We start from the raw sequence: 25,473 nt of genomic DNA on the forward strand, positions 1-25,473 counted from the left end.
CCGGCAAGCCTGCCGCGATTTGGCGGCAAAGGCATCCAAGGAACGCAACGCCGATGACCCCGCATTCTTTTCATTTCGCCGCGCGCCGCGGTGTTCAAGCCCCCACGTCCTTCCGGCTGGCCGCAGCGGCCCTGGCCGTGGCGGCCGTATTCACTGGCGCTTGCGCCACGGCCCACGCGCAACCCCAAGCACAAGCCGCCGCCCGCGACTATCGCATCGCAGCCGGATCCCTGGATAGCGTGCTGGCGCAATTCGGTGCGCAGGCCGATGTACTGATCGCGATCAACCCCGCGCTGACCCAAGGCAAGTCCAGCCAGGGGCTGTCGGGCAGCCACAGCGTATCCGGCGGCCTGGCGCGGATCCTGCAAGCCTCCGGGCTTGAGGCCGTGGCGGAAGACGGTGGCAGCGCCTACCAATTGCGCCGCGCCCCCGCGGAACCCGGCGTGACAACACTCAGCCCCGTCACGGTGACCGGCATGCGCGACAACTGGACACCGCCTCCGCCGGCGCCCGGCGGGCAGGTCGCCACCGGCGGCCGGGTCGGCATCCTGGGTAACCGCGATGTGATGGATACGCCGTTTTCCACCATGAACTACACGGCGGCGCTGATCCAAAATCAGCAAGCGCGCAGCATCGGCGACGTGCTGGCCAATGATCCGTCGGTGGTGTCGGGCTGGCCGCGCGACAGCTACATCGACCAGCCGCACGTGCGCGGCTTCAACATATTGGGCGAGGACATCACTTATGGCGGTTTGTACGGCGTGGCGCCGCCCACGAAAATGCCGGTCGAAACCGTGGAACGCGTGGAAGTGCTGAAAGGCACCTCCGCCTTCCTGCGCGGCATTTCACCAGGCGGCAGCATCGGCGCCAGCATCAATCTGGTACCCAAGCGGGCCGAAGACGATCCCCTTACCCGCTTTACCGCCACGTACGATTCGCGCTCGCAGTTCGGCGGCCACGTCGATATCGGACGGCGTTTTGGCGAGTCCGACCAATTCGGCATCCGCGTCAACGGCGTCTACCGGAATGGCGAAGGCGCCGTGCGCGACAACAACAAGACCATGGGCAACGCCACCGTGGGCCTGGATTACCGCAGCGAGCGGGTGCGTTTGTCTGCCGATCTAGGCTACGACCGCCTGAAGATCGAACGCGGCGCGTGGTGGTACTTCGTCGACACCGGCTCGTTCTCGATTCCCAAGCCGCCGGGCAAAGACGTCAACCCCACGCAAAAATGGAATTACGCCAATTCGAAAACCCAATACGGCATGCTGCGCGGCGAAGTGGACATCGCGTCGAACGTGACGGCGTACGCCGCCGTGGGTGGCCAGCACTCGCAGCGCGACATCCTGTCGCCGGAACCGGTGATCAGTAATTCGCAGGGGGACTTCCTGGAGTACTTCTCGTATCGCCCGGCCGAAACCCGCTCGACCACTGGAGAAGCCGGCGTGCGCGTCACGTTCTCGACCGCCGCGATCCAGCACGAGGTGACGGTAGGCGCAACCGGCCTGTGGCAAAAGAACTATGCGGCCCGCGAATACAACGGCGAAGGCGCGTCGAATCTCTACAACCCCATTTACTACCCCAAGCCGGACTTCACGACGGATCTCGACAACCTGCCCATGACCTCGCGCAGCAACTTGAGCAGCGTGGTGCTGGCGGACACGATGTCGATGCTGGACGGCCGGCTGCTGATCATGGGCGGCATCCGGCATCAACGCGTGGACGTGACCGACTACACCAATGGCGTTGGCAATTCTTACGACAAGAGCGCCACGACGCCGGGCGTGGGCGTGGTTGTGAAGCCTTGGCGCAATGTCTCGGTCTACGGCAACTACATGGAAGCGTTGAACAAAGGCCCCACCGCGCCCGACTTTGCCCTGAACGCGGGACAAGTGTTCGCCCCCTACAAGAGCAAGCAGTACGAGGCCGGCGTCAAGGTGGATCTGGACACCTGGATGGCCACCGTCAGCGCTTTCCAGGCCACCCGGCCCAATGCCCAGTACGACCCCGCCACGCGGCTGTATTCGCTGAATGGCGAACAGCGCAACCGCGGCCTGGAGTTTTCAGTCATGGGCGAACCCGTGCGCGGCGTGCGGGTGCTGGGCGGCGCGATGCTGCTGGACGCCGTGCTGACCTCGACGCCCGACGGCAAGAACGACGGCGACAAGGCGGCTGGCGCGCCCAAATGGGTGTACCGCGCGGGGGTGGAATGGGATCCCGCTTTCGTGCCGTCGTTGACGCTGACCGCGCGCGTCAACCACGCCAGTTCGCAATACGTGAACACGGGCAACACGCAGAAGATTCCCGCGTGGACAACGCTGGACCTGGGCGCGCGGTACGTGCTGAGCTTGCCCAACGCCAAACCGGTCACCTTGCGCCTAGGGGTGGACAACGTGTTCGACAAGCGCTATTGGGCGTCTGCCGCAGGCGTCAGCGGCGGCTGGTTGAACATGGGCAGCCCGCGCTCGGTATCGCTGTCCGCGCAATTCGACTTCTAAGTCCGCGCCGCCCGGTGGATTACGAATGGGCGGCCCGGGGGGTGCGGCCGGCGCCCCGCCAGCGCGCCACCGCTTAGAACTTCGCGGTCAGGTTCACGAACACGCTGCGCGGTTCGCCGTAATACACCTGGTTGCCGATACCGCCCAGGTAGTACTTCTTGTCGAACAGGTTGTTCAGGTTCAACTGCGCGGACAAGTTCGAATTGAAGTCGTAGCGCGCCATCAGGTTGTAGATGGCGTAAGCCTTCTGCTTGACGGTGATGGTGTCGTTGCCGGCGCTGACTTCGCTATAGGTCGAGAGCTGCCAATTGACGCCGCCACCCACCGTCAGCTTGTTGAAGGCGCCCGGCAAACGGTACGTCGTGAACAGCTTGGCCATGGCGCGTGGACGTTCCGTGTTGACGGAGACGCCTTGCGCATCGCGGCTGGTGTAATAGGTGCCGCCCGCGTAGGCGTTCCAGCCTGTCGCCAACTGACCGCTGATTTCCAGTTCGACCCCCTTGGTGGTAACGCCATCCGCCGTCGTGTAGGCCTGCTCGAAAGAGCCCGGCACCAGCGCATCGCCGTCCAGCACGGCCACCTTGCTTTGCTCGACCTTGAACAGTGCGATGGACGTGTTCAGCCTGCCGTCCAGGTATTCGCCCTTCACGCCCACTTCGTAATTCTTGCCCTGCGTCGGATCCAGATAGTTGCCGTTGCGGTCGCGGTTGTCTTGCGGTTGGAAGATGTCGGTGTAGCTGGCGTAGGCCGAATACGTGTCGTTGATGTCGAACACCACGCCGGCATACGGGATGAACTGCGAATCCTTCTGGTCGCGCGTGTCCGACTTGGATTTCCAGGTCGCGTAGCGGCCGCCCGTGATGGCGGTCAGGCCATCTGCCAGCGACCAGCGCACGGCGCCGTATGCGCCCGTCTGGTGCGTGACGGTCGGGCGCAGGCTGGCGGTGGTCCAGGCAGGCTGCGCGAACGATCCGTCCCATTGATAGAAGTTGCCGGTGCTGGCGAGTGAACCGCTGTCAAAGCCGTAGCGGTAGAAATCCTCGCCGTAACGGCTGCGCATCGCGCCCACCACGACCTCGTGCTTGCGGCCCAGCAGCGTGAACGGCCCCTTCGCCTGCACATCCAGCGACGTCTGCTGCGCGTAGGAATTCCAGTAGCCCGGCAGCGCACGCAGGCCCGTGCCGGTTTCGCGGTCCAGGGCGCCGTACAAGTACAACAGCTTGGCGTCGTACTTGCTCTTGCGCTGCGACCAGTCCGCGCGCACTTCCCAATCGTTCTCGAAGCGGTGTTCCAGCGTGGCGAACATCGTCTGGTTGGTCGTGTGCCAATACGTCCAGTCCGCCGCCGTGGTCTTGGACCGGCGCCAGTCGGTGGCGGTGCCGTCGCTGAACACCACGGGCAGGCTGCCCCAGGTAGAGGCGCGCGGACGCTTGTCCTGATAGTCCGCCCCCACGCTCAGCCGCGTGTTCGGCGTCAGGTCGGCATCGATCACGCCGTAGAACACCTTCTTGTTGGCGTGGTAAAGGTCAATGTAGGAGTCGCGCCCCTGGTAGAGCGCCACCATGCGCGCGCGCACGGTGCCTTCCTCGTTCAGCGGCGTGGACATATCCACGGTGCCGCGGTACTGGTTCCACGAGCCGAAGCCCGCGCTGACCGACCCCGTGAACGTCTTGCTATTGGCGTGCTTGCGGACCAGGTTGATCGACGCGCCGGGGTTGCCCGCGCCCGTCATCAGGCCCGTCGCGCCGCGCACCACTTCAATGCGGTCGTAGACGAACGAATCGTTGTCGGATTCGCCGTACATGGACAAGCCGATGGTGGTCGGCACGCCGTCGTACTGCAGGCTGTCGATGTAGAACCCGCGCGACCAGAAGTCGGTGCGGTCGGTGTCCTCGCTGACCACCTGCACGCCCACGACATTGCCCATCACCTCGTCCAGCGATCGCAGGTTCTGGTCTTCGATGCGCTGCCGCGTCACCACGCTGACCGATTGCGGCGTCTCGCGCAGCGATAAGGTCAAACCCGTGGCGGCGGCCGTCGCCGGCGTGGTGTACGAACCGGTGCCTTCGGTGATGGCGGGGTCCGAACTGCCCGTCACTGTCACGGGCGCCAAGCTCGTCACGCCGCCGTCGCGCGACAGGATGATGCTGTCGCCCTGCCAACGGTATGCCACGCCGGTGCCTTGCAGCAGGCTGCGCAACGCTTCCTCGGGCGGCAGGCTGCCCCGCAGGCCACGGGAGCTCAAACCCGCCACCACGTCTGGCGCATAGAACACGCGCACCTTGGTCTGGGCGGCCCATTGCATCAGGGCGTCGCCCAGGGGTTGCGCGGCGATGTCCACCGATACGGCGGCGGCTTGGGCGCGCGCGGCGTCAGGCGCGCCGGTCAGCGCCAGGCCCAAGGCCAGCATCAGGGTGGAAAGCATGAAACGCGGCGCGGTGCCCGGACGGCGCATCGCCGCGGGGGAATGACTGCTTGTGGAATGGGTCACGAATATCTGCTGTTTCGGTTCGACGGAGGGGGTTGCGCGCCCGACGCCGGGCGTGCGGCGCAAGGGCCTTCCTTCGTAGAACGCCTCAACCGCAGATAAACCTGAATCTCATTCTTATTTATTTTGTAACAGCGCCGGGCGCGCTCAATTCGCGTGGATGTCGATGGGGCCGCCCGGCCGCGGCGTCAGGCGCATCGGCGCCACCGCCGGCAAGGCGTCGACCAGCGCCTCGGGGCGATCCAGGGTGAATGATGCCGATACCCGCAGACGGCCCGCCTTGTCATCCGCCAGCCGCAGCGGCGTGGCCAGGTAGCGATTCATCTCGCGCACCACCTCGGACAGCGGCGTGTCCTTGAACACCACTCGGCCGTCCCGCCAGGCCGTCGCGGTCTGCACGTCGGCGGGCGCGGGCACGCCGATCGCGCCGCTGCCCGGCACCGTGATGCCGTGGCCGGCCCGCAGCACGGCATGGCCCAGGTTCCACCAGCGGCCCCCTGATACCTCTACCGTGCCGGACGCCACCAGCACGGCCACCCGATCCACATCGCGGCGCACATCGAAGACCGTGCCCGTCACGCGCACCACGCCGCTGCCAGCATCCACGATGAAGGGCCGCGCCGGGTCGGCGCTAACGGTGAAATTGATTTCTCCGCTTGCCAGGTCTACCTGCCGATGCCCCGCATACAGCTTCACCTGGGCGCGGGTGCCGCCGTTGACCTCCAGCACCGAACCATCCGGCAAGGTCAGTTGGCGGCGTTCCCCGCGTTCGGTGCTGACCATCGTGGTGAACGACGGAGCTTGCACCGGCAAGCTCCACCAGACGCCCCACGCCACGGTAGCCAACCCCGCACAGGCCATGGCGACGCGCAGCGCAACGCGGCGCTGGCGCCGCAGTCGCGGCCGTGCCGGCACCGCCCCGCCCAGCAGGCCGTGCACCTGTTCCCGCGACAGGCCAGCGGCGGCCTCCCCCCATTGCTGCATGCGGTCAAATTCGCGCGCGGCATCAGGATGCGCGCGCCGCCAGCGGGCGAACTCGCGCCGGTCGCGCCGCGTCAACTCGCCCGAGTGCCAGCGCGCGAACCACCACGCGGCGGTGGCGGGTTCGCGCGGATCGTCGCGGTCGTTCGAAAAAGGCATGCTCATGGGTTGTGTTCGCGCAGCCGGTCGCGCACATGTTCAATGGCGCGCATGACATAGCGCTCGATCATATTCTTGGACAGGCCCATATGCGCCGCCACCTCGGCCTGCGTCCAGCCTTCAATGCGGTTCAACACGAAGGCCTCGCGGCACTTGGGGGGCAATTCTGCCAGGACTTTGGCCAGATCGTCTGCCAGCCTGGCGGCGCGCACGGGCGCGTCGGCGTCTTCCAGCACCTGCTGGTCGGCCTCGTCCAGATCGTCCCACGGAATGTGTTCCGCGCGATCCTGCCTGCGCCAGCGGTCGATCAACCGGTGCCCCGCCGCCTGGAACAGATAGCCGCGCGCTTTCAGGGCAACGCTGGCATCCGCTTTCAGCAGGCGTTCGATAGCGTCATGCGCCGCGTCTTCAGCATCGTGGCGGTTGCCCGTGCGCCGGCTCCATACGCCCACCAGCTCGTCGTAATAGGCGAGCCAACCGGTGCGGGGCGAGGAAGGGCGAGACATGGACCAAGCGCGGGGCGAATGACGGCAGGGCTGCGAGTTTCACAAATAATTCTCATTATCGCAACCACATCGTCGCGCGCCCGCCACAATGCGCGGGCCCGCTAGTAGTCCATGGGGATATGGCTTTGCGCCGCCCGGATCTCCTGTATGTGCCGTTCGGCCTCTTCTTTTTCCGCATCTGGCGGCAACGGCCGCCAACCCACCATGTTGCCGGGGGTCTTCACCGGCATCCAACCCAGCACGCTGTACAGCGTGATGGCCGTGCGTCCCGTGTCGAACCGGGTTTCGTAATAGCCCTGCCGATCCGGCGCGGTATCGCCGGACGTCCAATCCAACTGAGACATCCATGTCTCCTTTATTGAAGCTTATTGGCTGGTGCGCCTACCCCGCGAGACGGGCGAGCAATCGCTTGATCGTATAGCGCTCTTTTAAGCCTGTACTGTCACCTTGCGCCCCCTTTGCAATTCTTGACAGAGGGGAATCCCTAGGATTTCGAGGCATTTCGATTGCTAAACCGCGAAAACAGCGACTAGGATGTGGCAAAAAGATTCTTACAAACAAGGCAGCGGATTCATTCGCTGGCACGGATCCAGGGCAAAACCGCCATGCCGAAATCAACGCTGCCGCGCTTCCCGAAAGACCGCTTGGCCGCGCTAGCCACCGCTGGCTCCTTGCGAGCCATCCGCGAAGGGCTGCTTTGGACATTGCCCTGTCTGCTGGTCACCGCCCTATTCCTGGTTTTGTCCGTTGTCGCCCGCCAGCTGGGCCTGCCCGCCGCGCTCGTCGAACTGCTGACCGGCATCCATGACAAGCTCACCGGCATCATGCCGATCCTGGTCGGCGCGTCCATCGGCTACATGCTGTCGTTCCGCCATCATGTTCCCCACTTGCCCACCGCGTTCCTGTGCCTGTCCTACGTGGTGATCGCCGAAGGCCTGATGGCGCCCTATCCGCTGGCGGCGGCCACCCTGGTGCTTTTCATCGCCATCATTTCGCCATTGCTGACCGTGCCGTTGATGGCGTGGCTGCATCGGCGCCGCTGGACATGGCTGGCGCCGGACGGACTGCTCAGCGAGAACGTCCGCGACACCTTGAACATGGTCGTGCCCGGCCTGCTGACGGCGTGCCTGGTCGTGGTGGCGCTGTCCGCCTTGTTGAGCATTCCCGGCGTTGCGCAATTCAACATTCCGTTGAACCTGGCCTCACTCGGAAGCCCTTTCACATCGGGCGCGCTGATGGCCGGCCTGGACTCCCTGCTGTGGTTCTTCGGCATTCACGGCTACCACGCAATGGCGCCCGTCATGAGCGTGATGGAGCAAGCAACCCAGTTGAACGCCGTCAGCCACGCCGCCGGCTACGAGGGCATGTATGCGCTGAACAGCACCCTGCTGGGCGCCTTCGTCTTTATCGGTGGTTCAGGCGCGACGATGTCGCTGGTAGCCGCCATCTTGATTTTTTCGCGCAACGAATCCCTGCGGCTGCTGGCGCTGGCCAGCCTGCCCGTGGGACTGTTGAACGTAAACGAAATCCTGTTGTTCGGCCTGCCCTTGATCCTGAACCCGCGGCTGCTTGTCCCGTTCATTCTGGCGCCGGTGACCAATGTCGTCCTCGCGCTCGGCGTGGTGCACCTGGGCTGGTTGCCGACCGCCGCGACGCCGCTGCCCCTGACCTCGCCCGTCCTGTTCAACGCCTACGTCGCCGCAGGCGACAACCTGAGCGGCGTGGTGTTGCAGATCTTGCTGGTCGGCATCGGCGTCTGCCTGTATGCGCCGTTCATCCTGGCGCAGGAACGCAAGCGCCACGACAGCGCGGCGGTCTACTTCAAATCGATGGACACCACCTTTTTGCGTCTACAAGAAGAATCGCTGCTGCACGGGCAAGACCCCATCGTGAGAACCTACACCGACCGCGCCCGCCGGATCACCGAAAACGCCCGTATCCGCGCGGCCAGCCAATACGATTTCTATCTGCAATTCCAACCGCAGGTGTCGCTGCGCAGCGGCTTGTGCACCGGCTGCGAGGCCCTGCTGCGTGCCACGGGCCCGGAAGGCACGCAGCAGGCGCCCGTGGAATTCCTGCGATGGCTTGCAGAGGCGGATCTGATGCGCGAGGTGGACTTGTGGGTAGCCAAGCAGGCCGTCTTGCAATACCTGGAATGGCGCAAACGCGATTTTCTGCTGCCGATGACCATCAACGTCACCCCGGGCACACTGACCTCCGGCGTCCACCTGGAAAAGCTGATCACCGTGCTTGCGCAAGCCGGCGGGCATGTTTCAGTAGAAGTGACGGAGGATGCGCTGGTGGAAGACGCGCAGGCGCTGCATACCGCGTTCGATCGCCTGCATGCGATCGGCGCGCGGGTCTACATCGACGACTTCGGCACCGGCTATTCCGCCCTGAGCTATCTGCATCAGTTCCAGATCGATGCCGTCAAGATCGATCGCAGCTTCGTCATCGCGCAAGAGTCCGACCGCGGCGCGCTGGTCATGAGCGGGCTGCTGCGCTTTTGCGAGGCCTTGAACCTGCAGATCATCGTGGAAGGAGTGGAAACGGACCAGCAGCTGATGGCGCTGGTATCCCCCGCCGAGATCATCGTGCAGGGGTGGTACTACAGCAAGGCGCTGTCAGGCGACAGCCTGGTGGATTTCACGCGCCGGCGGCAGGCGGCTTCGCCCGTGCCGGCGCATCCCCACTCTTCGGCGTCTATTTGATGCCGATGAACGGCAAGGCCGCGCCCGGTATTTGCGTGGACGGCAGCACGCCGTCCCATTTTTCCACGGCGTTCAGGCTCACCAGGTTGGTGTTGGCGGCCAGCGCCTCGGCCTTGGCGCGGATCGATGCCGCTTCGGCGTCGCCACGCATGCGGATGCCGTCGGCCTCGGCGGTGAACTGCTGACGGCGCGCGTCGGCTTCGGCCTTGGCCTTGACCACCTGGATCTCGGCGTTGATCATCGCCGTTTCCTTCTGTTGGCGCGTCGTCTCGATCTGCACCTGGGCCAGCATGCGCTGTTCGATGGAATGCTCGTAGGCTTGCGAGAAGCCCACTTCCTCGATCTGCACGCCCACCACCTGCACCGGGGCGCCCTCCATCGTCTTCAGCACGGCGTTGTTCACGTCCAGGCCCAGCTTCTGGCGTTCCTGGATCGCGCGCACGGCGGTGTATTGGCCAAACACGTTTTTCACGGCGTCGGGCGTCTTGCGCTCCAGCACGCGCATTTGCAGATTGCCGATGGTGCCGTATTCGGAATACAGCTCGGCCACATGCTCGGGCGGCACGCGATACGTCACGGACACGCGCAGGTGGGCCGGCTGCTGGTCGTAGCTGTAGGCCTCCAGCTTCTCGAACACGAACGTGTGGTCGCGCACCGACACCGTCATCACGTTGTCGATAAAGGGCGTCTTGAAGTCCAGGCCCGGTTCGGACACGCGAACCAGCTTGCCGTTGCGCAGCACGACGCCGCGTTCGCCCTGATCCACCTGGAACCACGAACCGAATGCCAGGAACAAGATCAGCAGGAACAGGATCCCTGCGCCGATAGCGACCTTGATACTACGCGGCTTGACCGCGCCGATCGTCTTGACCATCTGAATGTCTGTCGGCTTCACTTGGAATCCCTATCTGTTTTTGAACGTTTACGGTCCGAGAGCACGGCCGCGATGCCGCGGGCCAGCAAGTAGGCGACCACTGCCGCGCCAACCAAGATCAGGAAATACCTCATCGAGCGTCCCCCCCGGGAAAGAAGCATCGGATTCTATCCCGAGGCGGGGACGGATGGCCCCCCGCGACGAGCACGAGTGTTGCCAGACTTTGCAGAACATTGCCAAGCATACTTTTCCAGCAACATCTGCGCGTGGCACGCGCTGGCCCGGCACGCGTAGCGGGCGGTGGAAATGTCGAACGCTCAGGGCGCGATCTTCACGCCGTAGTACTGCAACCCCAGCCGCGACAACACATCTGGATAGTCCCAGAACGCATGGTCCAGCGACTCCATCTCTTCTTGTTCCGCATCGGTCATGGCGCCGTAGATATCGTTCAGCGCCACCACCTCGGGCAGGGCTTCGAAACGGTCGATCAGCGCGCGCATGCGCGACAGCACGGCCAGCATGTTGGCCGCGCCCACCTTGCGCAGGGCCTGCAAGGCCAACTGGCAGGTCGGGTCGCCCCAATTGCACAGGAACTGCATGAAGCCGCCGTTGTTGATGTCGGCTTCCATGCGCCATAGCGCCACCAGTTCCTGGTCGGCAAGCGGCAGGCGGTCCAGGTTCCACTCGGCCGCGGCCAGTGCGGCCATCGCCTGTTCATAGCGTTGGTCCCAAAGCAGGTCCAGCACGTTGAGCATGCCTTGGGCCGACGGCGCCAGCAGCGCAGGCCAGACCACCCCAAAGCCGTCATCCACCCATTGCCATTGCTCGCGTTGCGCGGGCGTCGCTTTTTCCAGCCGGATGTAGCGCTTGATCGGCTCGGACAGCACGTGGCCATTGGCCAGCGTCAGCAACAGATGCGTATCGGTCAAGCCGATGGATTGAATGCGGTAGGGGGTCAATGACATGTCAAGAAGAGCAGATTCAGAAGCGGGCAACCTTACCGGGCCGGCGCTTCCGTGTCGAGCCGCCGTCGCGTAGGCAGCGCTCGCATCAGGCCGCACACTGTTACGTCCGCATGGCAAGGCCATCTGCTACCGTAGTTCTGCCTGCACCGCGCCACCACTGGCCCGGCAGCCACGACAGAGACCGACTATGCCACGTCCTTCCGAGTCCGCTCCCCTGATTGGCGTGATCCCGCCCTATGTGCTGGACCGCCTGGCGCAACATACCGACGCCCGCGTCAGCATGCCCGCCGTCAAGACGCTCATCATTGATCAGCAACAGCGCGGTTTACGCGAAATGGCCGGGCAGCCGCCGCGCGCCACGCTGGCGCCGGGACGCAACCCCGCGCCCCCCGGCACACCGCAACGGGCGGTGCATGACGCCGACAACACCACGACCCTGCCCGGCACGTTGGCGCGCGCCGAAGGCCGGCCCGCCAGCGGCGATCCCGCCGTGGATGAAGCCTACGCGCATCTGGGCGCCACCTACAAGCTGTTCTGGGACATCTACAAACGCCACTCCATCGACGGACACGGCCTGCCGCTGGTCGGCACCGTGCATTACGGCGAAGACTACGACAACGCTTTCTGGAACGGCGCGCAGATGGTGTTCGGCGACGGCGACGGCGAAGTCTTCAACCGCTTCACGATCGCGGTGGACATCATCGGCCACGAACTGACGCACGGCGTGATCGACACCGAAGCCGGCCTGCTCTACCAGGGCCAGCCCGGCGCGCTAAACGAATCCCTGTGCGACGTTTTCGGCGCGCTGGTCAAGCAGTACGCGTTGGGCCAGACGGCCAGGCAGGCGGACTGGCTGGTGGGCGCCGGCCTCTTCACCGAGAAGATCAACGCCCGCGCGCTGCGCTCCATGGCGGAACCCGGCAGCGCCTATGACGACCCGCTGTTGGGCAAGGACCCGCAGCCTGCGCACATGCGCGATTACGCCGACACGCCGCGCGACAACGGCGGCGTGCACATCAATTCCGGCATCCCCAACCGCGCCTTCTTCCTGGCCGCCACCGCGCTGGACGGGCCGGCGTGGAAAGGCGCGGGACAAGTCTGGTACGACACCTTGTGCGACAAGCGCCTGCGTCACGATGCGGACTTCAAGGCCTTCGCCTCGCTGACACTGACGGTCGCGGGCGAACGCCATGGCGCGGCCGTACAGCAAGCCATCGCGCAAGCGTGGACCGCCGTGGGAATCCTGCCATGATCGATCTGCCTCCGCTAGAGCTGGTACTGCTGGTGCGGGTAAGCCGCGAAGGCGGGCTGGCGTACCTGCCTGCCCTGTCGCAGCCCCGCAGCATCAACTTGTCGACCTGCCCGCCCGGCGTGCGCCAGGACGTGCGCGATGCCCTGCAACGCGCCGCGCCGAAGGCCGTGCCTGAATGCGGGCAAGCGGGCGGCGACCAGCGCTACTTTCACATCGAAATGGTGATGGACCGGGATGACCAGACGGCCGTCAGTTTCGACGTGCCGGAAGCGGATGCGCCCGACACGCTGGTCCGCTTGTGGAAGGCCCAGGCCGACCCGCAGTGAAACCCTGCGCAGCCGTTATTGCGTGGCGGCCGCGGTGTGCGCCGGATGTTCGCGAAATCCGCCAATCTGCATGGCGCGGCCGGCATACAGGCCGATGACGGCCATCGCCACGCAAAGCGCGGCGCACGCAGCCAGCGCCACGCTCCAACTATTCAGCCTGTCGTGCAGCGCACCCACCACGGCCGGCCCGGTCGCCGCGAACAGATAGCCCACGCACTGCGCCATGCCGGACAACGCCGCGGCCTGCTGCGCATGGCTGGCCCGCAAGCCCACGAACGCCAGCCCCAGAATGATGCCGCCGCCCGTGCCCAGGCCCAGCAGCACGATCCACAGCGTGGCCCACGCCGGCACCGCGATCAGACCGGCCAGGGCGACGAACGATGACGCCGCCGAGCAGAACGCCGCGCCGCGCTGATCCTTCAAGCGGCGCACCACTGGCGCCAGGAACAGGGCGGGGCCGGCCGACATCAATTGCAGCAGCCCGTGCAGCGATCCGGCACGCTCGGCCGAATAGCCGGCGTCTTGCAGGATGGCGGGCAGCCAGCTCACCGCCACATAGAAAACGAAGGAATTGATGCCCAGGTAGAGCGTCACCTGCCATGCCAAAGGCGAACGCCACAGGCGGCCGCCATGCGGCGCATGCGTCGTGGTCGACGCGGGCGCCGTGTGATGGGACAACTGCGGTAGCCAAAGCAACAGGCTGACGACGGGTAGCGCCAGCAGGCACAGTGTCGAAAAGCGCCAACCGCCCGTCGACAGGTTGGCCAGCGGGATGGCGATGGCCGAGGCCACGCCGGCGGCAACGCTCATGGTCAGCACATAGGCCGACGTTAGGCCCGCCACGCGCTGCGGGAAGTCGCGCTTGACCAGACTGGGCAGCAGCACGTTGCCGATCGCAATGCCCGAACCGATGATGGCCGTGCCCGCATAAAGCCCCCAGGCCCCGCCCTGGGTGCGCGCAACGATGCCGAACGTGATCAGCAGCAACGCGCAGAACAGCGTGCGCTCCAGCCCGAAACGTCGCGCCAGCCCCGCCGCGAACAGCGATACCACCGCGAATGCCAGCAACGGCAACGTGATCAGCATGCCGGCCGCGGTCGACGACAGGCCCAACTGTTCGCGGATCATGCCGATCAACGGCGCCACGCCGGTTACCGGCGCACGCAAGGCCATGGCGATGCAAAGCATGCCTGCGATAAGCAAGACCGGACGGGCGCCGGGACGAAAGGAAGCGGGAATTCGAGTCATGCCATCAGCTTACGCATCCGCCGCTTTACCGAATTTCGAGACAATGACAAACTATCCCTAAATTCCGCCAACCCCGCTTCCCATCCGTCGCCCTCCCTACGCCGCCCATGCGCCTGCCCCCCCATCCGCCCCCGCCCTTCGACACCGACTCCCCGGCGCAATGGACGTTCGCCATGCGGGTGAACGCGGAGGATCAAGACAACGAATCCCCCACGCATTGCCACCACATGGGGCAATTGGTGCTGGCGCTGCGCGGCGGCGTGACGTGCTCGGTGGCGCAAGGCCTATGGATGGTCCCGCCTCAGTGCGCCGTCTGGATTCCAGGCGGCGTGCCGCACAGTAATCGCGTCACGGCGAACGGGCGCGTCTGTTTTCTATTCGTTCCCGCCGGTGTCCCCGGGTTGCCGGCCCAATGCTGCACGCTCGCGGTCACGCCGCTGGTGCGGGAATTGCTGGTGCATCTGGCCCACTTGCCCACGGCCGAAGCCGCCACGCCCGCCAACCGCCAGCTGGCCGACGTGCTGGTCGAACAGTTGACGCACATGCCGACCGAACACCTGCACCTGCCGATTTCCCAGCACCCCCGCCTGCGCCAGATCGTTGACGCGCTGAACGCGGACCCGGCCGACCGCAGCACGGTCGCGCAATGGGGCAAGCGCGTCGCCATGAGCGAACGCTCACTGGCTCGCCTGGTGCAACAGGAAGTCGGCATGAGCTTCGGACGCTGGCGCCAGCAACTACACATCATCCTGGCCCTGCAACGCTTGTCGGCGGGCGTATCGGTGCAACGCACCGCCGAAGACCTGGGCTACGAATCGGTCAGCGCATTCATCACGATGTTCAAGAAAACGCTGGGCAAGACGCCCGCCCGTTACTTCGCGGACAAATCTGACGCGGCTGGCGGATAGTCCAGCTCGCCCGACGTCATCAGCCCGCGTGCGCGGGCTTCGCGCAGCTCGGCCTGAACCTGCTCGCGCGTTTTGCCCGTGGACGCGGCAACGTCGGGCGGATAGTCCAGTTCGCCGAACGTCACCAGGCCTGCCGCGCGGGCGGCCGCCAGTTCGTCTCGAACCTGGCGGGCGGTCTTCGTTTCAGTGGCCGGCACATCGACGGGATACTGCTGTTCGCCATACGTGACCAGGCCCTGTGCCTTGGCTTCCATCAATTCGGCGCGCACCTGTTCGCGCGTCTTGCCGTCAGCGTGCGCGGCGCCGCCCATGAAGGCCAGGCACAGGGCAAGGGTGGATAGGTGAAATGTGTTCATGGAATTCCTTTGCGGTGATCAAGTGCCGCCATGGTCGTCCGAACGCCCGCCGCGATAAATCCCCTGTCGCGCAATCCAGTGTTGTCCTGCATGCAAGCCCCGCTCCGCCGGCATGCGCCATGCCTTGCACGCGGCGCAAGCCTGCGTTGCGCCGCGCCCGGTGTTTCACAAGGACGCATCTCCCTAGACTGAATGGCTCCTGTCTTCCAAGGCGCTATTCCCATGCAGTCTCCCTCATCGGCCTTTGGCCGGCGCATCCTGACCGGTCTATCCGGCGTGCTGCTGGCCGTCATCCTGGCCGGCCTCAACGAGAACGTCACCAAGATGGCGCTTCCCGACATCCGCGGCGCGCTCGGCATCAGCTACGACCAGGGCACCTGGTTCGTCGCGGTCTATGCCGCCGCCTCGGTCTGCGCCATGGCTTTCGCCCCATGGTGCTCGGTCACGTTTTCGCTACGCCGGTTCACCGTCGCGGCGCTTGGCGCCTTCACGGTGTTCGGCGCGCTGTGCCCCTTTGCCCCCAACCTGCCCGTGCTGCTGCTACTGCGCGCCTTGCAAGGCCTGGCCGGCGGTGCCTTGCCGCCAATGCTGATGACCGTGGCGCTGCGCTTTCTTCCGCCCAATCTCAAGCTGTATGGCCTGGGCGGCTATGCGCTGACGGCCACGTTCGCGCCCAGCCTTGGCATTCCGCTGGCCGCCTTCTGCACCGACGTGCTGGGCTGGCGCTGGGCGTTCTGGCTGGTCTGCGGCCCCGCGTTGCTGGCCATGGCCGCGGTCTGGAAAGGCCTGCCGCAAGACCCGCTCAAACTGGAACGGTTTCGCCTGTTCGACTGGCGCGGCTTGCTGCTGGGCGCGCCGGCACTGGCCATGCTGGTCATCGGCCTGCTGCAAGGCGACCGCCTGGACTGGCTGAATTCGCCATTGATCGCCGGCCTGCTGGGCGCGGGCGGAGTGTTGATGGTGCTCTTCATGGTCAACGAGTGGTCCCATCCACTGCCGTTCTTCAAGATCCAGCTTTTGCGCAACCGCAATCTAAGCCATGCCCTGCTGACCCTGGGCGGCGTCCTGATCGTGCTGTTGGGCGTGATTCTGATACCTGCCAGTTTCCTCGCGCAACTGCGCGGCTATCGGCCGCTGGAAACCGCGCCCGTGCTGTTGACGATGGGCCTGCCGCAACTGGTCGCGCTGCCGCTGGTCGCCGCGCTGTGCAATCTGCGGCAGGTCGATTGCCGCTGGGTGCTGGCCGCCGGCCTGTCGCTGTTGGCCGCCTCCTGCGTGTTGGGCTCCCAACTGACGCCCGTCTGGTCGCGCGAGCAGTTCTATCTGCTGGAGGCCGTGCAGATCTTCGCGCAACCCATGGCCGTCATCCCCTTGCTGATGCTGGCCACCGGCGGCCTCGCGCCCCAGGACGGCCCGTATGCGTCCGCATGGTTCAACACCATCAAGGGGTTTGCCGCCGTGGCCGCGACCGGCCTGCTGGACGCGCTGACGACCTGGCGCCGCAACACGCACGCCAGCCAGCTGGCTGACCAGTTGGGCAACTTCCCCTTGAGCATCGGCGGCGAAAGCGTGGCCGGGCTGTCCCGGCGCGTGCAGGAGCAGGCCGCCGTCATGACCTCCGCCGATCTCTATCTGTGCATGGCCGCCGTGGCCGTGCTGCTGATTCTTCTGATTCCCTTTGTCGCGACCCGGATCTACCCGCCTCGCGCCGCAACCTGACATCGAGTCCCTTATGACAACACCTTCATTTCGCACTTTGCTTCCCCGCACCGCGGCGTTCGCCGCACTGGGCCTGCTCGCCTACGGCGGATGGTCGTGGTCCGCGTCGACCTCCACCGAGTCCACGGACGACGCCACCATCACCGCCGACCACACCATCGTCGCGCCGCAGGTCTCCGGCTTCATCGAAGCCGTGCTGGTGGACGATAACCAGGACGTCAAGCAAGGCCAGTTGCTGGCCCGCATCGACGACCGCGATTATCAGGCGGCGTTGGCCGCCGCCCGCGCCGACCTGGCCGTTGCCGCCGCGCAACTGTCCAACGCCTCCGCCACGCTGGAACGCCAGCAGGCCGTGATCGACCAGGCCCACGCCGTCACCCGCGCCGATCTGGCAGACATCCGCTTCGCCGAGAGCGAACTCCAGCGCCATCGTCGCCTGGCCAGTGAAGGCGCAGGCACGCAACAGGTGTTCGAACAGGCCAAGAGCCGGCTGGAGACGGCGCAGGCGCGGCAGGCCGAACACCTGGCCACGCTGCAGGCCGCGCGCAAGCAGCAAGACGTACTGTTGGCGCAGCGCGATGCCGCGCGGGCCGGTTTGCAACGCGCCCAAGCCTTGACAGACCGCGCCGACCTGAACCTGTCGTACACGCAGATCACCTCGCCCATCGATGGCACGATCGGCCGCCGCGCGGTGCGCGTAGGCGCCTATGTCAGCCCTGGCACGGCGATCCTTGCGGTCGTGCCTTTGCAGCAGGCCTATGTGGTGGCGAACTTCCGCGAACGGCAATTGACCCACATGCGGCCGGGCCAGACCGCGACGATTACCGTCGACGCCTACCCCGGCACGCCGCTGCACGGTCGGGTGCAGAGCATCGCGCCCGGCACGGGGTTGAGTTTCTCTCCCGTTGCGCCCAGCAATGCCACCGGCAATTTCACCAAGGTGGCGCAGCGCCTGCCAGTCAAGATCGTGCTGGACGCCCTGCCGGACACCACGCCACGGCTGCGTGCCGGCATGTCGGTGGAAGCCGTTGTCGACACCGTCGCAACGTTGCAGGAGGCCGTGCAATGAAACGCCGCCTCCCATCGCGCGCGCTGCTGCTTATCACGCTGTTGGGCTTGGGCGGTTGCGCGGTCGGGCCCGAGTTCGTCGCGCCACAAGCGCAATTACCCGCGCAATGGCGCGCGTCCACCGCCACGCCGGCGCCCAGCGCGCCCGTCCAAGACGCCTTGAACGCATCGTGGTGGGACAGTTTCGGCGACCCGACCCTGACCGCATTGATCGCCGAAGCCGGCGCAGCCAATGTAGACATACGCATCGCCTACGAGCACCTGCGGCAAAGCCGGGCCGCGCTGGGCATCACGGAAGCGGGCGCCCTGCCCCGTGCGGGCGCCGGCGCCAGCTACCAACGCGGCCAGAACAGCGAGGCCGGCTTGGCCGATCCATCGGGCCGCAACGGCCGCTCGTCCTTCAACCTGTGGCAAACCAGCGTGGATGCCAGCTGGGAGCTGGACCTGTGGGGCCGAGTCCGGCGCGAAGTCGAACAATCCGACGCGCAGTCGCAAGCGGCCCTGGAAGCGCAACGCGGCGTCGTCTTGTCGATCCGCGCGGAAACGGCGCGCAACTACATCCTGCTGCGCGGGGCGCAAAACCAGTTGGCGGTATTGAACAAGACGTTGGACAACGCCAACCGCAACCTGGCATTGACCCGCCTGCGCCAGCGCGAAGGCGTCGCCACGGAGCTGGACGTGTCGCAGGCCGATGCGCAGGCGGCCGCCATCGAAGCGGCGGTCCCTTCGCTAACCCTGCGGGTCGATCAGTTGATGAACGCGCTGGCGCTGTTGCTGGACCAACCGCCCCACGCGCTGCACGAACGGCTGGCGGCGGTCGCGCCGATTCCGGGCGGTCCCGTGCGGGTGCCGGTAGGCATGCCCAGTGAACTCGCCGAACGCCGGCCCGACATCCGCCGCGCGCAGGCCACGCTGCATGCGGCGGTGGCCGCGATTGGCGTGGCCGAAGGCGACTTCTATCCGCGCATCACGCTGTCGGGCAACCTTGGGCTGCAGGCCCTGCAGCTGCGGGACCTGGACACGGATAACGCCGGAATCTTCGGCGTGGGCCCGGCGTTGCGCATTCCGCTGTTCGAGGGCGGTCGCCTGCGGGGCCGGCTGCGCCTGCGCGAGTCGCAAGCGCAGGAAGCCGCCCTGCTATTCCAGAAAACCGTGCTGGCCGCGTGGCACGAGGTCGATAACGCGATGACCGCCTATCAGTCCCAACAGTTTGCGCACGCCAGCCTGGAACGCGCGTCGGCCAGCGCGCGCCGTGCCCTGGTCAACGCGCAGCGCCAGTACGCGGCCGGCGCGTCCGACTTCGTCAATGTGCTCAGCGCGCAAAACGCCGTGTTGACCAGCGACCAGGCTCGGGTGTCCACGCAGGCCGCGGTGTCGTTGGCGCTGGTGGACCTGTACCGGTCGTTGGGCGGCGGCTGGCAATAGGGCCCGGCGCGCCGCGCTCATGCCTGTTTTGGCCCTGCCACGATGAACAGGCGCGGAAACGGCAGCAGCACGGTGCCGTCGGCAAGCGCCGGATAAGCCTCGGCGATCAGCGCCTGGTAACGCGCCAGGAACCCGGCCTGCTCGGCGGCGTCCAGCTTATCCAGATATGGGCGCAACGCCGTGCCCTTGAACCATTCCACCACGGCGGCGGCGCCCGCCAGCGGGTGGTGATAAGTCGTGCGCCACACGTCCAGCACGCCGCAGTGCGGCTTTAGCAGTTCGTAGTACCAGGCGGCGCTGTGGCGCGGCGGGTGCTTGACGCCGCCCGTCTTGGCGGCCCACGGCGCTTCGCCGGCCACCTGGCGGGCCAGGCGGTGAGCGGGTTCTTCCATGTTGTCGGGCGTCTGCACCGCCAGGATGCCGCCCGGGGCCAGCTTGCCGACCAGGCGCGGGTACAGCGTCGCGTGGTCGGGCACCCATTGCAGCGCCGCGTTCGCCAGGATCACGTCGAATTGCTGCGGCGGATTCCAGGTGGCGATGTCCGCCAGTTCGAACTCCAACGTGGGCAGGCGCTTGCGGGCGGCCTGGACCATGTCTTCCGAACTGTCCATGCCGGTGATCTTCGCATCGGGATAGCGGCTGGCCAGCACCTCCGTGGAGTTGCCGGGGCCGCACCCCAGATCCACGGCCAGCCCGACGGACGGGTTGGGCAAGGCGGCCACCAGATCGCGCACCGGCCGCGTGCGCTCGTTTTCGAAGGCGGAATACTGCTTGGCGGACCAACTGTTGTTGCTCATGACGGCTCCTTGCCGGACGACGGTATACGGCCGGACTCTACGCCTGGCGTAGCCATATTTCAAATATGGAAACAGGGACGAATTCATATTTACTGAATATGAATAAGGCGGAAAAAAACCCGCCGGGGCCAGCCGGCGGGTTCTCCACTGCGTCGATGCAATAGCTGCGTCTTCAATTACTGCGTCTTCAATTCAGCCGACCGGGTTTTCCACAGCGAGAACAGCACGCCGCCGAGGATCAGGCTGAAAGTCACGCCCAGCGAAATCGCCGCCGGCACCTTGCCGATGAAACCGACCAGGAAGATCTTCGTGCCGATGAACACCAGGACCAGCGCCAACGCATACTTCAAGTAATGGAAGCGGTGGATCATCGCCGCCAGGGCAAAGTACAGCGCACGCAGGCCCAGGATGGCGAAGATGTTGCTGGTGTAGACGATGAACGGGTCGGTCGTGATGGCGAAGATCGCCGGCACCGAGTCCACCGCGAACACCAGGTCCACGAATTCGATCAGCACCAGGGCCAACAGCAGCGGCGTCGCGAAACGCACCTTTTTCGACGTGGCCGGATCCGTCTCGGTCACCATGAACGCGTTGCCGCGCAGGCCTTCCGTGACACGCATGTGGCGCTTCAGGAACTTCAGAATCGGATTGGTAGCGATGTCGGGCGTCTGATCAGCGATCATCCACATCTTGATGCCCGTGAACACCAGGAACGCGCCGAACAGGTACAGCAGCCAGCCGAAGTTACTGACCAGCGCGGCGCCCAGTCCGATCATGATGGCACGCAGCACGATCACGCCCAGGATGCCCCAGAACAGCACGCGATGCTGGTATTGGCGCGGAATCGCGAAGAAACTGAAAATCAGCGCGATCACGAAGACGTTGTCCATCGACAGCGACTTTTCGATCATGAAGCCCGTGTAGTAGGCCATGCCGCTGGCGGCGCCCAACTGCCACCACACCCAGGCGCCGAACAACAGCGCCGCGCTGATGTAGCCCGCGGACAGCAGCAGACTCTCACGCACGCCGATCTCGCGGTCTTCCTTGTGCAGCACGCCCAAGTCGAAGACCAGCAAGCTGACGACGATACCGATGAATAGCAGCCAACTCCAGGTCGGTGTCCCTAGAAAATCGGCCATGAAGAAGGTGATCAAAGTGTCCATGAGTGCCCCGCTGTGTTCGAAGGTGCCCATGATCCGGATCTTGCCCAGACGGAGAAATCAGCTTGAAAGTGAGTTAAGGTTCGAAAAAACCGAAGTGAGCCAGACATGCTGAACTACCGTCATCTGTACTATTTCTGGATGGTCGCCAAGGAAGGCGGCTTTTCCCGCGCCGCCGAACGGCTGGACATGGCCATCCAGACCATCAGCGCCCAAGTGCGCGAACTGGAGAAAAACCTGGGCCACCAGTTGCTGAAACCGGCCGGCCGCGGCGTGACGCTGACCGACGCCGGCAAGGCGGCGTTCGCCCGGGCCGAAGAGATTTTCCAGATCGGCCACGTGCTGCCGCAGGAAGTGCGCGCCGCCGCCACCAAGCCCGTCATCCGGCTGTCCGTGGGCTTGTCCGACGGGATCTCCAAGCTGGCCGCCCACGCCCTGCTTGGCCCCGTGCTGGATACCCCGGACCTGCGCCTGACCTGCCACGAGGGCGAAGTCGAAGAACTGCTGGGCGAATTGGCCCAGCACCACCTGGACCTGGTGCTGGCGGGCCAGGGCGCGCCCGCTAACCCCAACCTGCGGCTGACCAGCGACCGGCTCGTCTCTTCGCCCGTGGACTGGTACGGCCCCGCCCGGCTGGTGCGCAAGTCCGACACGCTGGACTTTCCCCGCTGCCTGGAGCGCCTGCCCGTGCTGCTGCCGACGGGGCACTCCGTGCTGCGCCAGACCCTGGACCGCTGGTTCAGCGAGCAAGGAGTGTTTCCCAACGTGGTGGGCGAATTCGAAGACAGCGCGTTGATGTCGGTGTTTGCCGCCCGCGGGCTGGGCGTATTTCCGCTCAGCCGGCTGGGCGGCGACGACATCGGGCTGCTGCGCGGCTTGCGCCCCCTGGCCCGGTGCGACGATGTACAAGAAGAGATCCATGCGATCCGCAACCGCCGCGGCCAGCACCACCCCCTGGTGCAAACCGTGCTGGCGCATGCCAAAACTTCGGTTTTTTCTTAATGTTTGTCACATTAGTGCTGGTTTTTCAGAAATAGAATCGGTTCTATCCTGTCGGTTCTTTGAAATCGGAGTACCACTGCAATGAAAAAATTCATCTGGCTCGCTTTTGCCGTGCTTGCCGCACTCTGGACCGGGCTGGTAGCGCTGACCTTGCAACTGACAGACTGGGTCCTGGCAACGATCGCCACGGCACAGGTGCCCGGCACCGCGCTGGACACCTCGCAATGGGTCGCACCCGCCTGGGCCGCCGGGTGGGTTGACCCGGCCTGGCTGCAGTCGCTGCAAGGCGGCCTGGTATGGGCCGCCCAGGGCCTGAACCAGATCCTGCCCGTGGCCGGCAGCCTGGGCACGCTGATTTCGGTGCTGGGCTGGATTGTGTGGGGCTTTATCATCGCCTGCCTGCTGGTCGTGGCGCTGATCTTGAACTGGCTGGCGGGCAAACGCCAGCAGGCCGCCGAGGCTCCGGGACGCCAAGTGGTGTAATAAGGCTGGCAACGCGCCACCCGGCACGCTGCCTCCCTCAAGGAGCGTGCCGTGCCCACCCGATCTGCCCCTGCCCTGACCTTGTCTTTGGCGACCCTGCTATCCGCAGGCGCCATGGCGCCCGTGCACGCCGCGCCCACCCCCTCGGGCGTGGAAGTCTGCACGGTCACGGGCACGTCGGGCCAATACAGCGTGCGCGTGCGCAACACCGGCTCCGCCCCGCTGACCCGCGTCGACGTCACGGGCGTCCGGCTGGACGCCGCCGGCCAGGCAACGGACCATTTGACCGTCAGTCTGGCGGACATTCCCCCCGGCAAGTACAAGACCGCCATCCTGGCGCGCCATGAAGAATCGGCCGCGCTGGACAGCATCGTGACCTATACCGCCGTCGACGGCGTGGAAACGGCGCAGGAAGAACTGTTTGCGGGCAAAGTCGCGCACGTATCGCCGGGCTCCGCCTTGCAGTACACCCTGGCGCCGCTGGCCGTGCGCGGCTGGACGGTGGCGTATGGCTCGGCGACGGCCCCCAAGCTGAATGCCGGCAGCGCCGTCCTGTTGTCTTATCCCGTGCGCAGCGGCAAGAAGCCCGCTACCCGGCCCGAAGCCGGCCGCACGCCGTCCGCCGTTGTGCCCCTGGCCCCTTGCCGCGAAGCCGGCAAGGCATCCTGATCAGGTGCCGCTAAGCAGATCGCGCTCGTTCAGCAACGCATAGACGATCTCGGGCTTATTGTCGAAACCCCGGCGTATCGCGGCGGGGAGCGACGTGCGCGTCTTGCGGCACAGGCCAGGCGCCTCGTCCAGCTGAATCGAAATACCCCGCGACGTGCGCACTTCGTTATCGCTGGGCGTGATACGGATCACGATGCCCAGCTGCGCCTGGATGCGCCCCTGCATGGCGCGCAAATCGTCCAGGCTGACGATATTTTCCAGCCGCGCCACCAGCCGTTTTTCTTCTTCTTTCGTCAAGCGCAGGATGCGGACGTCCGCGGCCGGATCGGCCAGCAGCCTGTCGCGGTCGCACACGCAGGCGCCCGGCGGACATTCTTGGCGGATGGGAAACGGAAGGTTCATGGCGGACTGACGCGCAAAGGCTCGACGCAGCCTCGAAAGGCGAGGACAACGCCAGACCGTCAATTCTACCCAGGAAGCCGGGCGGCACGAGTCGCGGCACTGCTCGTTTTCCCGCGATTGGCTGCGGTATATTGCCCCACTCAATTCGAAGCGGGGAGAGGCGGTTGAAACGGATTCTGCTTGCGGCCGCCCTGGCCGCGCTGGCGACATCAGGTCAAGGCACGCAGGCGCAACCCGCCCCGCGCGACTTCTCCTACGCCATCAAGGCCGGCCTGCCCGCCGTGGTTACGATCAGCGGCGACGACGAACCACGCGCGACCGTGCGCGTGGGCAACGGCCCCGCGCAGCCATTGGGCACGTTCGACGAGACCGTCGACCAGATGGGTTCCGTCGACATCGACCACGACGGCTACCGTGATCTGATACTGGGGCAAAGCGGCGGAAGCACGCAGATCTTCGCCCGCCTGTTCCTGTACCGGCCCGATAGCGGCGCCTTCCAGGAAATTGCGCATCCCGACCAGACCAGCCCCTGCCGGGGCTTCGTCAACCCCGAGATCGACGACAAGCAGCCTGTTATTCGCGTGGCTTGCCGCTATGGCGCCGCCAGCAATGGTTTCGAAGAATATGTACTGCGTCCCGATGGCACGGCGCGCGCCACGTCGTGGGGCACGCAGGCGCTGTTCGGTCTGGAAAGCCAGGCCGCCGAAGTGACCTACCGCTTCCGCGAAGACGGCGCCATCGCGCGCATCGAGATCGAGGGCGAAGGGTCACCGCTGGAAGGCGGCACCGTGCCGGTCAGCAAGCTGGATCTCTACGACTCGCCCGACGTCAACGCGCGGCCCACGATGACCGTGGCCGAAAATGAACACCTGGACGTCGTGGCGCTGCGCCCGCCGGACTGGCTGCAAGTCCGCGCCCCCGGCAAGACGGCGGGCGACGTACTGAAATGGGTGCGCTACGGCGATCTACGCGTGGACAAGCATCGGTTGGCGGTGCCGTCACCGCAAGCCGGCCTGACGCTGGACCTGGCCGACACGCTGGCCGATTGGAACGGCGAAGACGGCGGCCTGTTCATGGTCAGCGTGGCCAACACGGGCGACGCGCCCGCCTCCCTCAATGCGCCGCGCATCTGGCTGTTGCTGACCAACGCGCAAGGCGACCGCATTGTGCACCCCCTCTACCAACGCGAGGGCGACACCCTGCACCCCGCCAACCCGCTGGGCTTTGCTCGCGACCCGATCGTCTGGGCGCCCGGCGAAGACGGCAAGCCGGCCTATCTGGTGAACGACAACGGCTACAGCAATGTGCCGTTCCTGCCAGCGCTTGCGCCCGGCAAATACCGCGCAGCCGTCGTGTTGACCGATCCGGGCAATCTTTCCCAGCCCATCGTCTCGAACGAAATCGGGTTCGACTACCCCCTGCCAAAACGGTCGCCGGCGCCGCGGTAAGCCGTTTTTTTTTCGACGACGACAATCC

23 protein-coding genes are annotated in these 25,473 nt (G+C 65.6%); 12 read left to right on the forward strand and 11 right to left on the reverse strand.

Going from position 1 to position 25,473, the window contains the following annotated elements:
* Positions 1-53 precede the first annotated feature (53 nt).
* Positions 54-2,498, forward strand: a complete 2,445-nt coding sequence (locus ACI0FO_RS16260) for a TonB-dependent siderophore receptor (protein WP_416028192.1) — start codon at positions 54-56, stop codon at positions 2,496-2,498.
* A 73-nt stretch (positions 2,499-2,571) separates the two neighbouring features.
* Here ACI0FO_RS16260 and fhuE read toward each other — a convergent pair whose 3' ends face one another.
* From fhuE to ACI0FO_RS16280, 4 genes are all read right to left on the reverse strand, one after another.
* Positions 2,572-4,923 carry a ferric-rhodotorulic acid/ferric-coprogen receptor FhuE gene (gene fhuE, locus ACI0FO_RS16265; RefSeq protein ID WP_416028684.1) on the reverse strand — a complete coding sequence of 784 codons (2,352 nt, stop codon included), beginning with the start codon at positions 4,921-4,923 and terminating at the stop codon, positions 2,572-2,574.
* A 210-nt stretch (positions 4,924-5,133) separates the two neighbouring features.
* Entirely contained in the window at positions 5,134-6,132 is a 999-nt protein-coding gene (locus ACI0FO_RS16270; RefSeq protein ID WP_416028194.1) for a FecR family protein, read from the reverse strand.
* Complete coding sequence (locus ACI0FO_RS16275; RefSeq protein WP_416028196.1) at positions 6,129-6,632, reverse strand: RNA polymerase sigma factor; 504 nt, start codon at positions 6,630-6,632, stop codon at positions 6,129-6,131. Before ACI0FO_RS16275 ends, ACI0FO_RS16270 begins: the two co-directional genes overlap by 4 nt.
* Positions 6,633-6,733: 101 nt before the next feature.
* Entirely contained in the window at positions 6,734-6,976 is a 243-nt protein-coding gene (locus ACI0FO_RS16280) for a hypothetical protein (RefSeq protein WP_416028198.1), read from the reverse strand.
* A 261-nt stretch (positions 6,977-7,237) separates the two neighbouring features.
* On the opposite strand from ACI0FO_RS16280, the gene ACI0FO_RS16285 reads away from it, so the two are divergent.
* Complete coding sequence (locus ACI0FO_RS16285; RefSeq protein WP_416028200.1) at positions 7,238-9,343, forward strand: PTS sugar transporter subunit IIC/EAL domain-containing protein; 2,106 nt, start codon at positions 7,238-7,240, stop codon at positions 9,341-9,343.
* On the opposite strand, the gene ACI0FO_RS16290 is transcribed toward ACI0FO_RS16285, so the two are convergent.
* Both ACI0FO_RS16290 and ACI0FO_RS16295 read right to left on the reverse strand, forming a co-directional pair.
* Positions 9,336-10,217, reverse strand: a complete 882-nt coding sequence (locus ACI0FO_RS16290) for a prohibitin family protein (RefSeq protein ID WP_416028686.1) — start codon at positions 10,215-10,217, stop codon at positions 9,336-9,338. The genes ACI0FO_RS16285 and ACI0FO_RS16290 overlap by 8 nt on opposite strands.
* A 317-nt stretch (positions 10,218-10,534) precedes the next feature.
* The gene (locus tag ACI0FO_RS16295) at positions 10,535-11,182 is read right to left on the reverse strand and encodes a DMP19 family protein (RefSeq protein WP_416028202.1); all 648 of its coding nucleotides are present in this window, start codon (positions 11,180-11,182) and stop codon (positions 10,535-10,537) included.
* A 187-nt stretch (positions 11,183-11,369) separates the two neighbouring features.
* Between ACI0FO_RS16295 and ACI0FO_RS16300 the strand changes: the two genes are divergently transcribed.
* Both ACI0FO_RS16300 and ACI0FO_RS16305 read left to right on the forward strand, forming a co-directional pair.
* Positions 11,370-12,434 (forward strand): M4 family metallopeptidase, encoded by a 1,065-nt coding sequence (locus ACI0FO_RS16300; protein WP_416028204.1) that lies wholly within the window; start codon positions 11,370-11,372, stop codon positions 12,432-12,434.
* On the forward strand, positions 12,431-12,760 hold the full coding sequence (locus ACI0FO_RS16305) for a protealysin inhibitor emfourin (protein WP_416028206.1): 330 nt from the start codon (positions 12,431-12,433) through the stop codon (positions 12,758-12,760). The genes ACI0FO_RS16300 and ACI0FO_RS16305 overlap by 4 nt, the downstream gene beginning before the upstream one ends.
* Positions 12,761-12,775: 15 nt before the next feature.
* Here ACI0FO_RS16305 and ACI0FO_RS16310 read toward each other — a convergent pair whose 3' ends face one another.
* Positions 12,776-14,008, reverse strand: a complete 1,233-nt coding sequence (locus ACI0FO_RS16310; protein ID WP_416028208.1) for an MFS transporter — start codon at positions 14,006-14,008, stop codon at positions 12,776-12,778.
* A gap of 107 nt (positions 14,009-14,115) precedes the next feature.
* Here ACI0FO_RS16310 and ACI0FO_RS16315 point away from each other — a divergent pair, with 107 nt between their 5' ends.
* The gene (locus ACI0FO_RS16315; protein WP_416028210.1) at positions 14,116-14,916 is read left to right on the forward strand and encodes an AraC family transcriptional regulator; all 801 of its coding nucleotides are present in this window, start codon (positions 14,116-14,118) and stop codon (positions 14,914-14,916) included.
* On the opposite strand, the gene ACI0FO_RS16320 is transcribed toward ACI0FO_RS16315, so the two are convergent.
* Positions 14,880-15,272, reverse strand: a complete 393-nt coding sequence (locus tag ACI0FO_RS16320; RefSeq protein WP_416028212.1) for a DUF4148 domain-containing protein — start codon at positions 15,270-15,272, stop codon at positions 14,880-14,882. The two genes, ACI0FO_RS16315 and ACI0FO_RS16320, sit on opposite strands and share 37 nt — an antisense overlap.
* A 222-nt stretch (positions 15,273-15,494) precedes the next feature.
* Between ACI0FO_RS16320 and ACI0FO_RS16325 the strand changes: the two genes are divergently transcribed.
* Genes ACI0FO_RS16325 through ACI0FO_RS16335 form a run of 3 tightly spaced genes read left to right on the forward strand, consistent with a single transcriptional unit; the run spans position 15,495 to position 19,484 of the window.
* Positions 15,495-16,991, forward strand: coding sequence for an MFS transporter (locus ACI0FO_RS16325; RefSeq protein WP_416028214.1), 1,497 nt, complete (start codon positions 15,495-15,497; stop codon positions 16,989-16,991).
* Positions 16,992-17,004: 13 nt separating this feature from the next.
* Entirely contained in the window at positions 17,005-18,060 is a 1,056-nt protein-coding gene (locus ACI0FO_RS16330; RefSeq protein WP_416028216.1) for an HlyD family secretion protein, read from the forward strand.
* On the forward strand, positions 18,057-19,484 hold the full coding sequence (locus ACI0FO_RS16335) for an efflux transporter outer membrane subunit (RefSeq protein WP_416028217.1): 1,428 nt from the start codon (positions 18,057-18,059) through the stop codon (positions 19,482-19,484). Before ACI0FO_RS16330 ends, ACI0FO_RS16335 begins: the two co-directional genes overlap by 4 nt.
* A gap of 17 nt (positions 19,485-19,501) precedes the next feature.
* Here ACI0FO_RS16335 and tam read toward each other — a convergent pair whose 3' ends face one another.
* Positions 19,502-20,281 (reverse strand): trans-aconitate 2-methyltransferase, encoded by a 780-nt coding sequence (gene tam, locus ACI0FO_RS16340; RefSeq protein WP_416028219.1) that lies wholly within the window; start codon positions 20,279-20,281, stop codon positions 19,502-19,504.
* Positions 20,282-20,457: 176 nt separating this feature from the next.
* On the reverse strand, positions 20,458-21,444 hold the full coding sequence (locus tag ACI0FO_RS16345; protein WP_105556313.1) for a TerC family protein: 987 nt from the start codon (positions 21,442-21,444) through the stop codon (positions 20,458-20,460).
* A gap of 105 nt (positions 21,445-21,549) precedes the next feature.
* Between ACI0FO_RS16345 and ACI0FO_RS16350 the strand changes: the two genes are divergently transcribed.
* The 3 genes from ACI0FO_RS16350 to ACI0FO_RS16360 all read left to right on the forward strand — a co-directional run bounded on the left by ACI0FO_RS16350 (position 21,550) and on the right by ACI0FO_RS16360 (position 23,595).
* On the forward strand, positions 21,550-22,443 hold the full coding sequence (locus tag ACI0FO_RS16350) for a LysR family transcriptional regulator (protein ID WP_416028221.1): 894 nt from the start codon (positions 21,550-21,552) through the stop codon (positions 22,441-22,443).
* A gap of 81 nt (positions 22,444-22,524) precedes the next feature.
* A complete protein-coding gene (locus ACI0FO_RS16355) occupies positions 22,525-22,926 on the forward strand; it encodes a hypothetical protein (RefSeq protein ID WP_416028223.1) in 402 nt (133 codons plus the stop codon).
* 51 nt (positions 22,927-22,977) lie between these two features.
* Positions 22,978-23,595 carry a hypothetical protein gene (locus ACI0FO_RS16360; RefSeq protein WP_416028225.1) on the forward strand — a complete coding sequence of 206 codons (618 nt, stop codon included), beginning with the start codon at positions 22,978-22,980 and terminating at the stop codon, positions 23,593-23,595.
* Here ACI0FO_RS16360 and ACI0FO_RS16365 read toward each other — a convergent pair whose 3' ends face one another.
* On the reverse strand, positions 23,596-23,997 hold the full coding sequence (locus tag ACI0FO_RS16365; RefSeq protein ID WP_416028227.1) for a hypothetical protein: 402 nt from the start codon (positions 23,995-23,997) through the stop codon (positions 23,596-23,598).
* A gap of 164 nt (positions 23,998-24,161) precedes the next feature.
* Here ACI0FO_RS16365 and ACI0FO_RS16370 point away from each other — a divergent pair, with 164 nt between their 5' ends.
* Positions 24,162-25,445 (forward strand): XAC2610-related protein, encoded by a 1,284-nt coding sequence (locus tag ACI0FO_RS16370; RefSeq protein WP_416028229.1) that lies wholly within the window; start codon positions 24,162-24,164, stop codon positions 25,443-25,445.
* The last annotated feature ends 28 nt before the right edge of the window (positions 25,446-25,473 follow it).

The sequence above is a fragment of the Achromobacter marplatensis genome (assembly GCF_049060505.1).
In the GTDB taxonomy this organism is placed as follows: Bacteria; Pseudomonadota; Gammaproteobacteria; order Burkholderiales; family Burkholderiaceae_B; genus Achromobacter; species Achromobacter marplatensis_A.

Excerpts from the sequence above, each read along its gene's own strand:
- ACI0FO_RS16345 (WP_105556313.1), bottom strand. The coding sequence starts at position 21,444 with ATGGACACTTTGATCACCTTCTTCATGGCCGATTTTCTAGGGACACCG.
- ACI0FO_RS16305 (WP_416028206.1), top strand. The coding sequence starts at position 12,431 with ATGATCGATCTGCCTCCGCTAGAGCTGGTACTGCTGGTGCGGGTAAGC.
- ACI0FO_RS16330 (WP_416028216.1), top strand. The coding sequence starts at position 17,005 with ATGACAACACCTTCATTTCGCACTTTGCTTCCCCGCACCGCGGCGTTC.
- ACI0FO_RS16310 (WP_416028208.1), bottom strand. The coding sequence starts at position 14,008 with ATGACTCGAATTCCCGCTTCCTTTCGTCCCGGCGCCCGTCCGGTCTTG.
- ACI0FO_RS16300 (WP_416028204.1), top strand. The coding sequence starts at position 11,370 with ATGCCACGTCCTTCCGAGTCCGCTCCCCTGATTGGCGTGATCCCGCCC.
- ACI0FO_RS16295 (WP_416028202.1), bottom strand. The coding sequence starts at position 11,182 with ATGTCATTGACCCCCTACCGCATTCAATCCATCGGCTTGACCGATACG.
- ACI0FO_RS16260 (WP_416028192.1), top strand. The coding sequence starts at position 54 with ATGACCCCGCATTCTTTTCATTTCGCCGCGCGCCGCGGTGTTCAAGCC.
- ACI0FO_RS16280 (WP_416028198.1), bottom strand. The coding sequence starts at position 6,976 with ATGTCTCAGTTGGATTGGACGTCCGGCGATACCGCGCCGGATCGGCAG.
- ACI0FO_RS16285 (WP_416028200.1), top strand. The coding sequence starts at position 7,238 with ATGCCGAAATCAACGCTGCCGCGCTTCCCGAAAGACCGCTTGGCCGCG.
- ACI0FO_RS16355 (WP_416028223.1), top strand. The coding sequence starts at position 22,525 with ATGAAAAAATTCATCTGGCTCGCTTTTGCCGTGCTTGCCGCACTCTGG.
- ACI0FO_RS16335 (WP_416028217.1), top strand. The coding sequence starts at position 18,057 with ATGAAACGCCGCCTCCCATCGCGCGCGCTGCTGCTTATCACGCTGTTG.
- ACI0FO_RS16290 (WP_416028686.1), bottom strand. The coding sequence starts at position 10,217 with ATGGTCAAGACGATCGGCGCGGTCAAGCCGCGTAGTATCAAGGTCGCT.
- ACI0FO_RS16270 (WP_416028194.1), bottom strand. The coding sequence starts at position 6,132 with ATGAGCATGCCTTTTTCGAACGACCGCGACGATCCGCGCGAACCCGCC.
- ACI0FO_RS16350 (WP_416028221.1), top strand. The coding sequence starts at position 21,550 with ATGCTGAACTACCGTCATCTGTACTATTTCTGGATGGTCGCCAAGGAA.
- ACI0FO_RS16320 (WP_416028212.1), bottom strand. The coding sequence starts at position 15,272 with ATGAACACATTTCACCTATCCACCCTTGCCCTGTGCCTGGCCTTCATG.
- ACI0FO_RS16275 (WP_416028196.1), bottom strand. The coding sequence starts at position 6,632 with ATGTCTCGCCCTTCCTCGCCCCGCACCGGTTGGCTCGCCTATTACGAC.
- fhuE (WP_416028684.1), bottom strand. The coding sequence starts at position 4,923 with ATGCTTTCCACCCTGATGCTGGCCTTGGGCCTGGCGCTGACCGGCGCG.
- ACI0FO_RS16315 (WP_416028210.1), top strand. The coding sequence starts at position 14,116 with ATGCGCCTGCCCCCCCATCCGCCCCCGCCCTTCGACACCGACTCCCCG.
- ACI0FO_RS16365 (WP_416028227.1), bottom strand. The coding sequence starts at position 23,997 with ATGAACCTTCCGTTTCCCATCCGCCAAGAATGTCCGCCGGGCGCCTGC.
- tam (WP_416028219.1), bottom strand. The coding sequence starts at position 20,281 with ATGAGCAACAACAGTTGGTCCGCCAAGCAGTATTCCGCCTTCGAAAAC.
- ACI0FO_RS16325 (WP_416028214.1), top strand. The coding sequence starts at position 15,495 with ATGCAGTCTCCCTCATCGGCCTTTGGCCGGCGCATCCTGACCGGTCTA.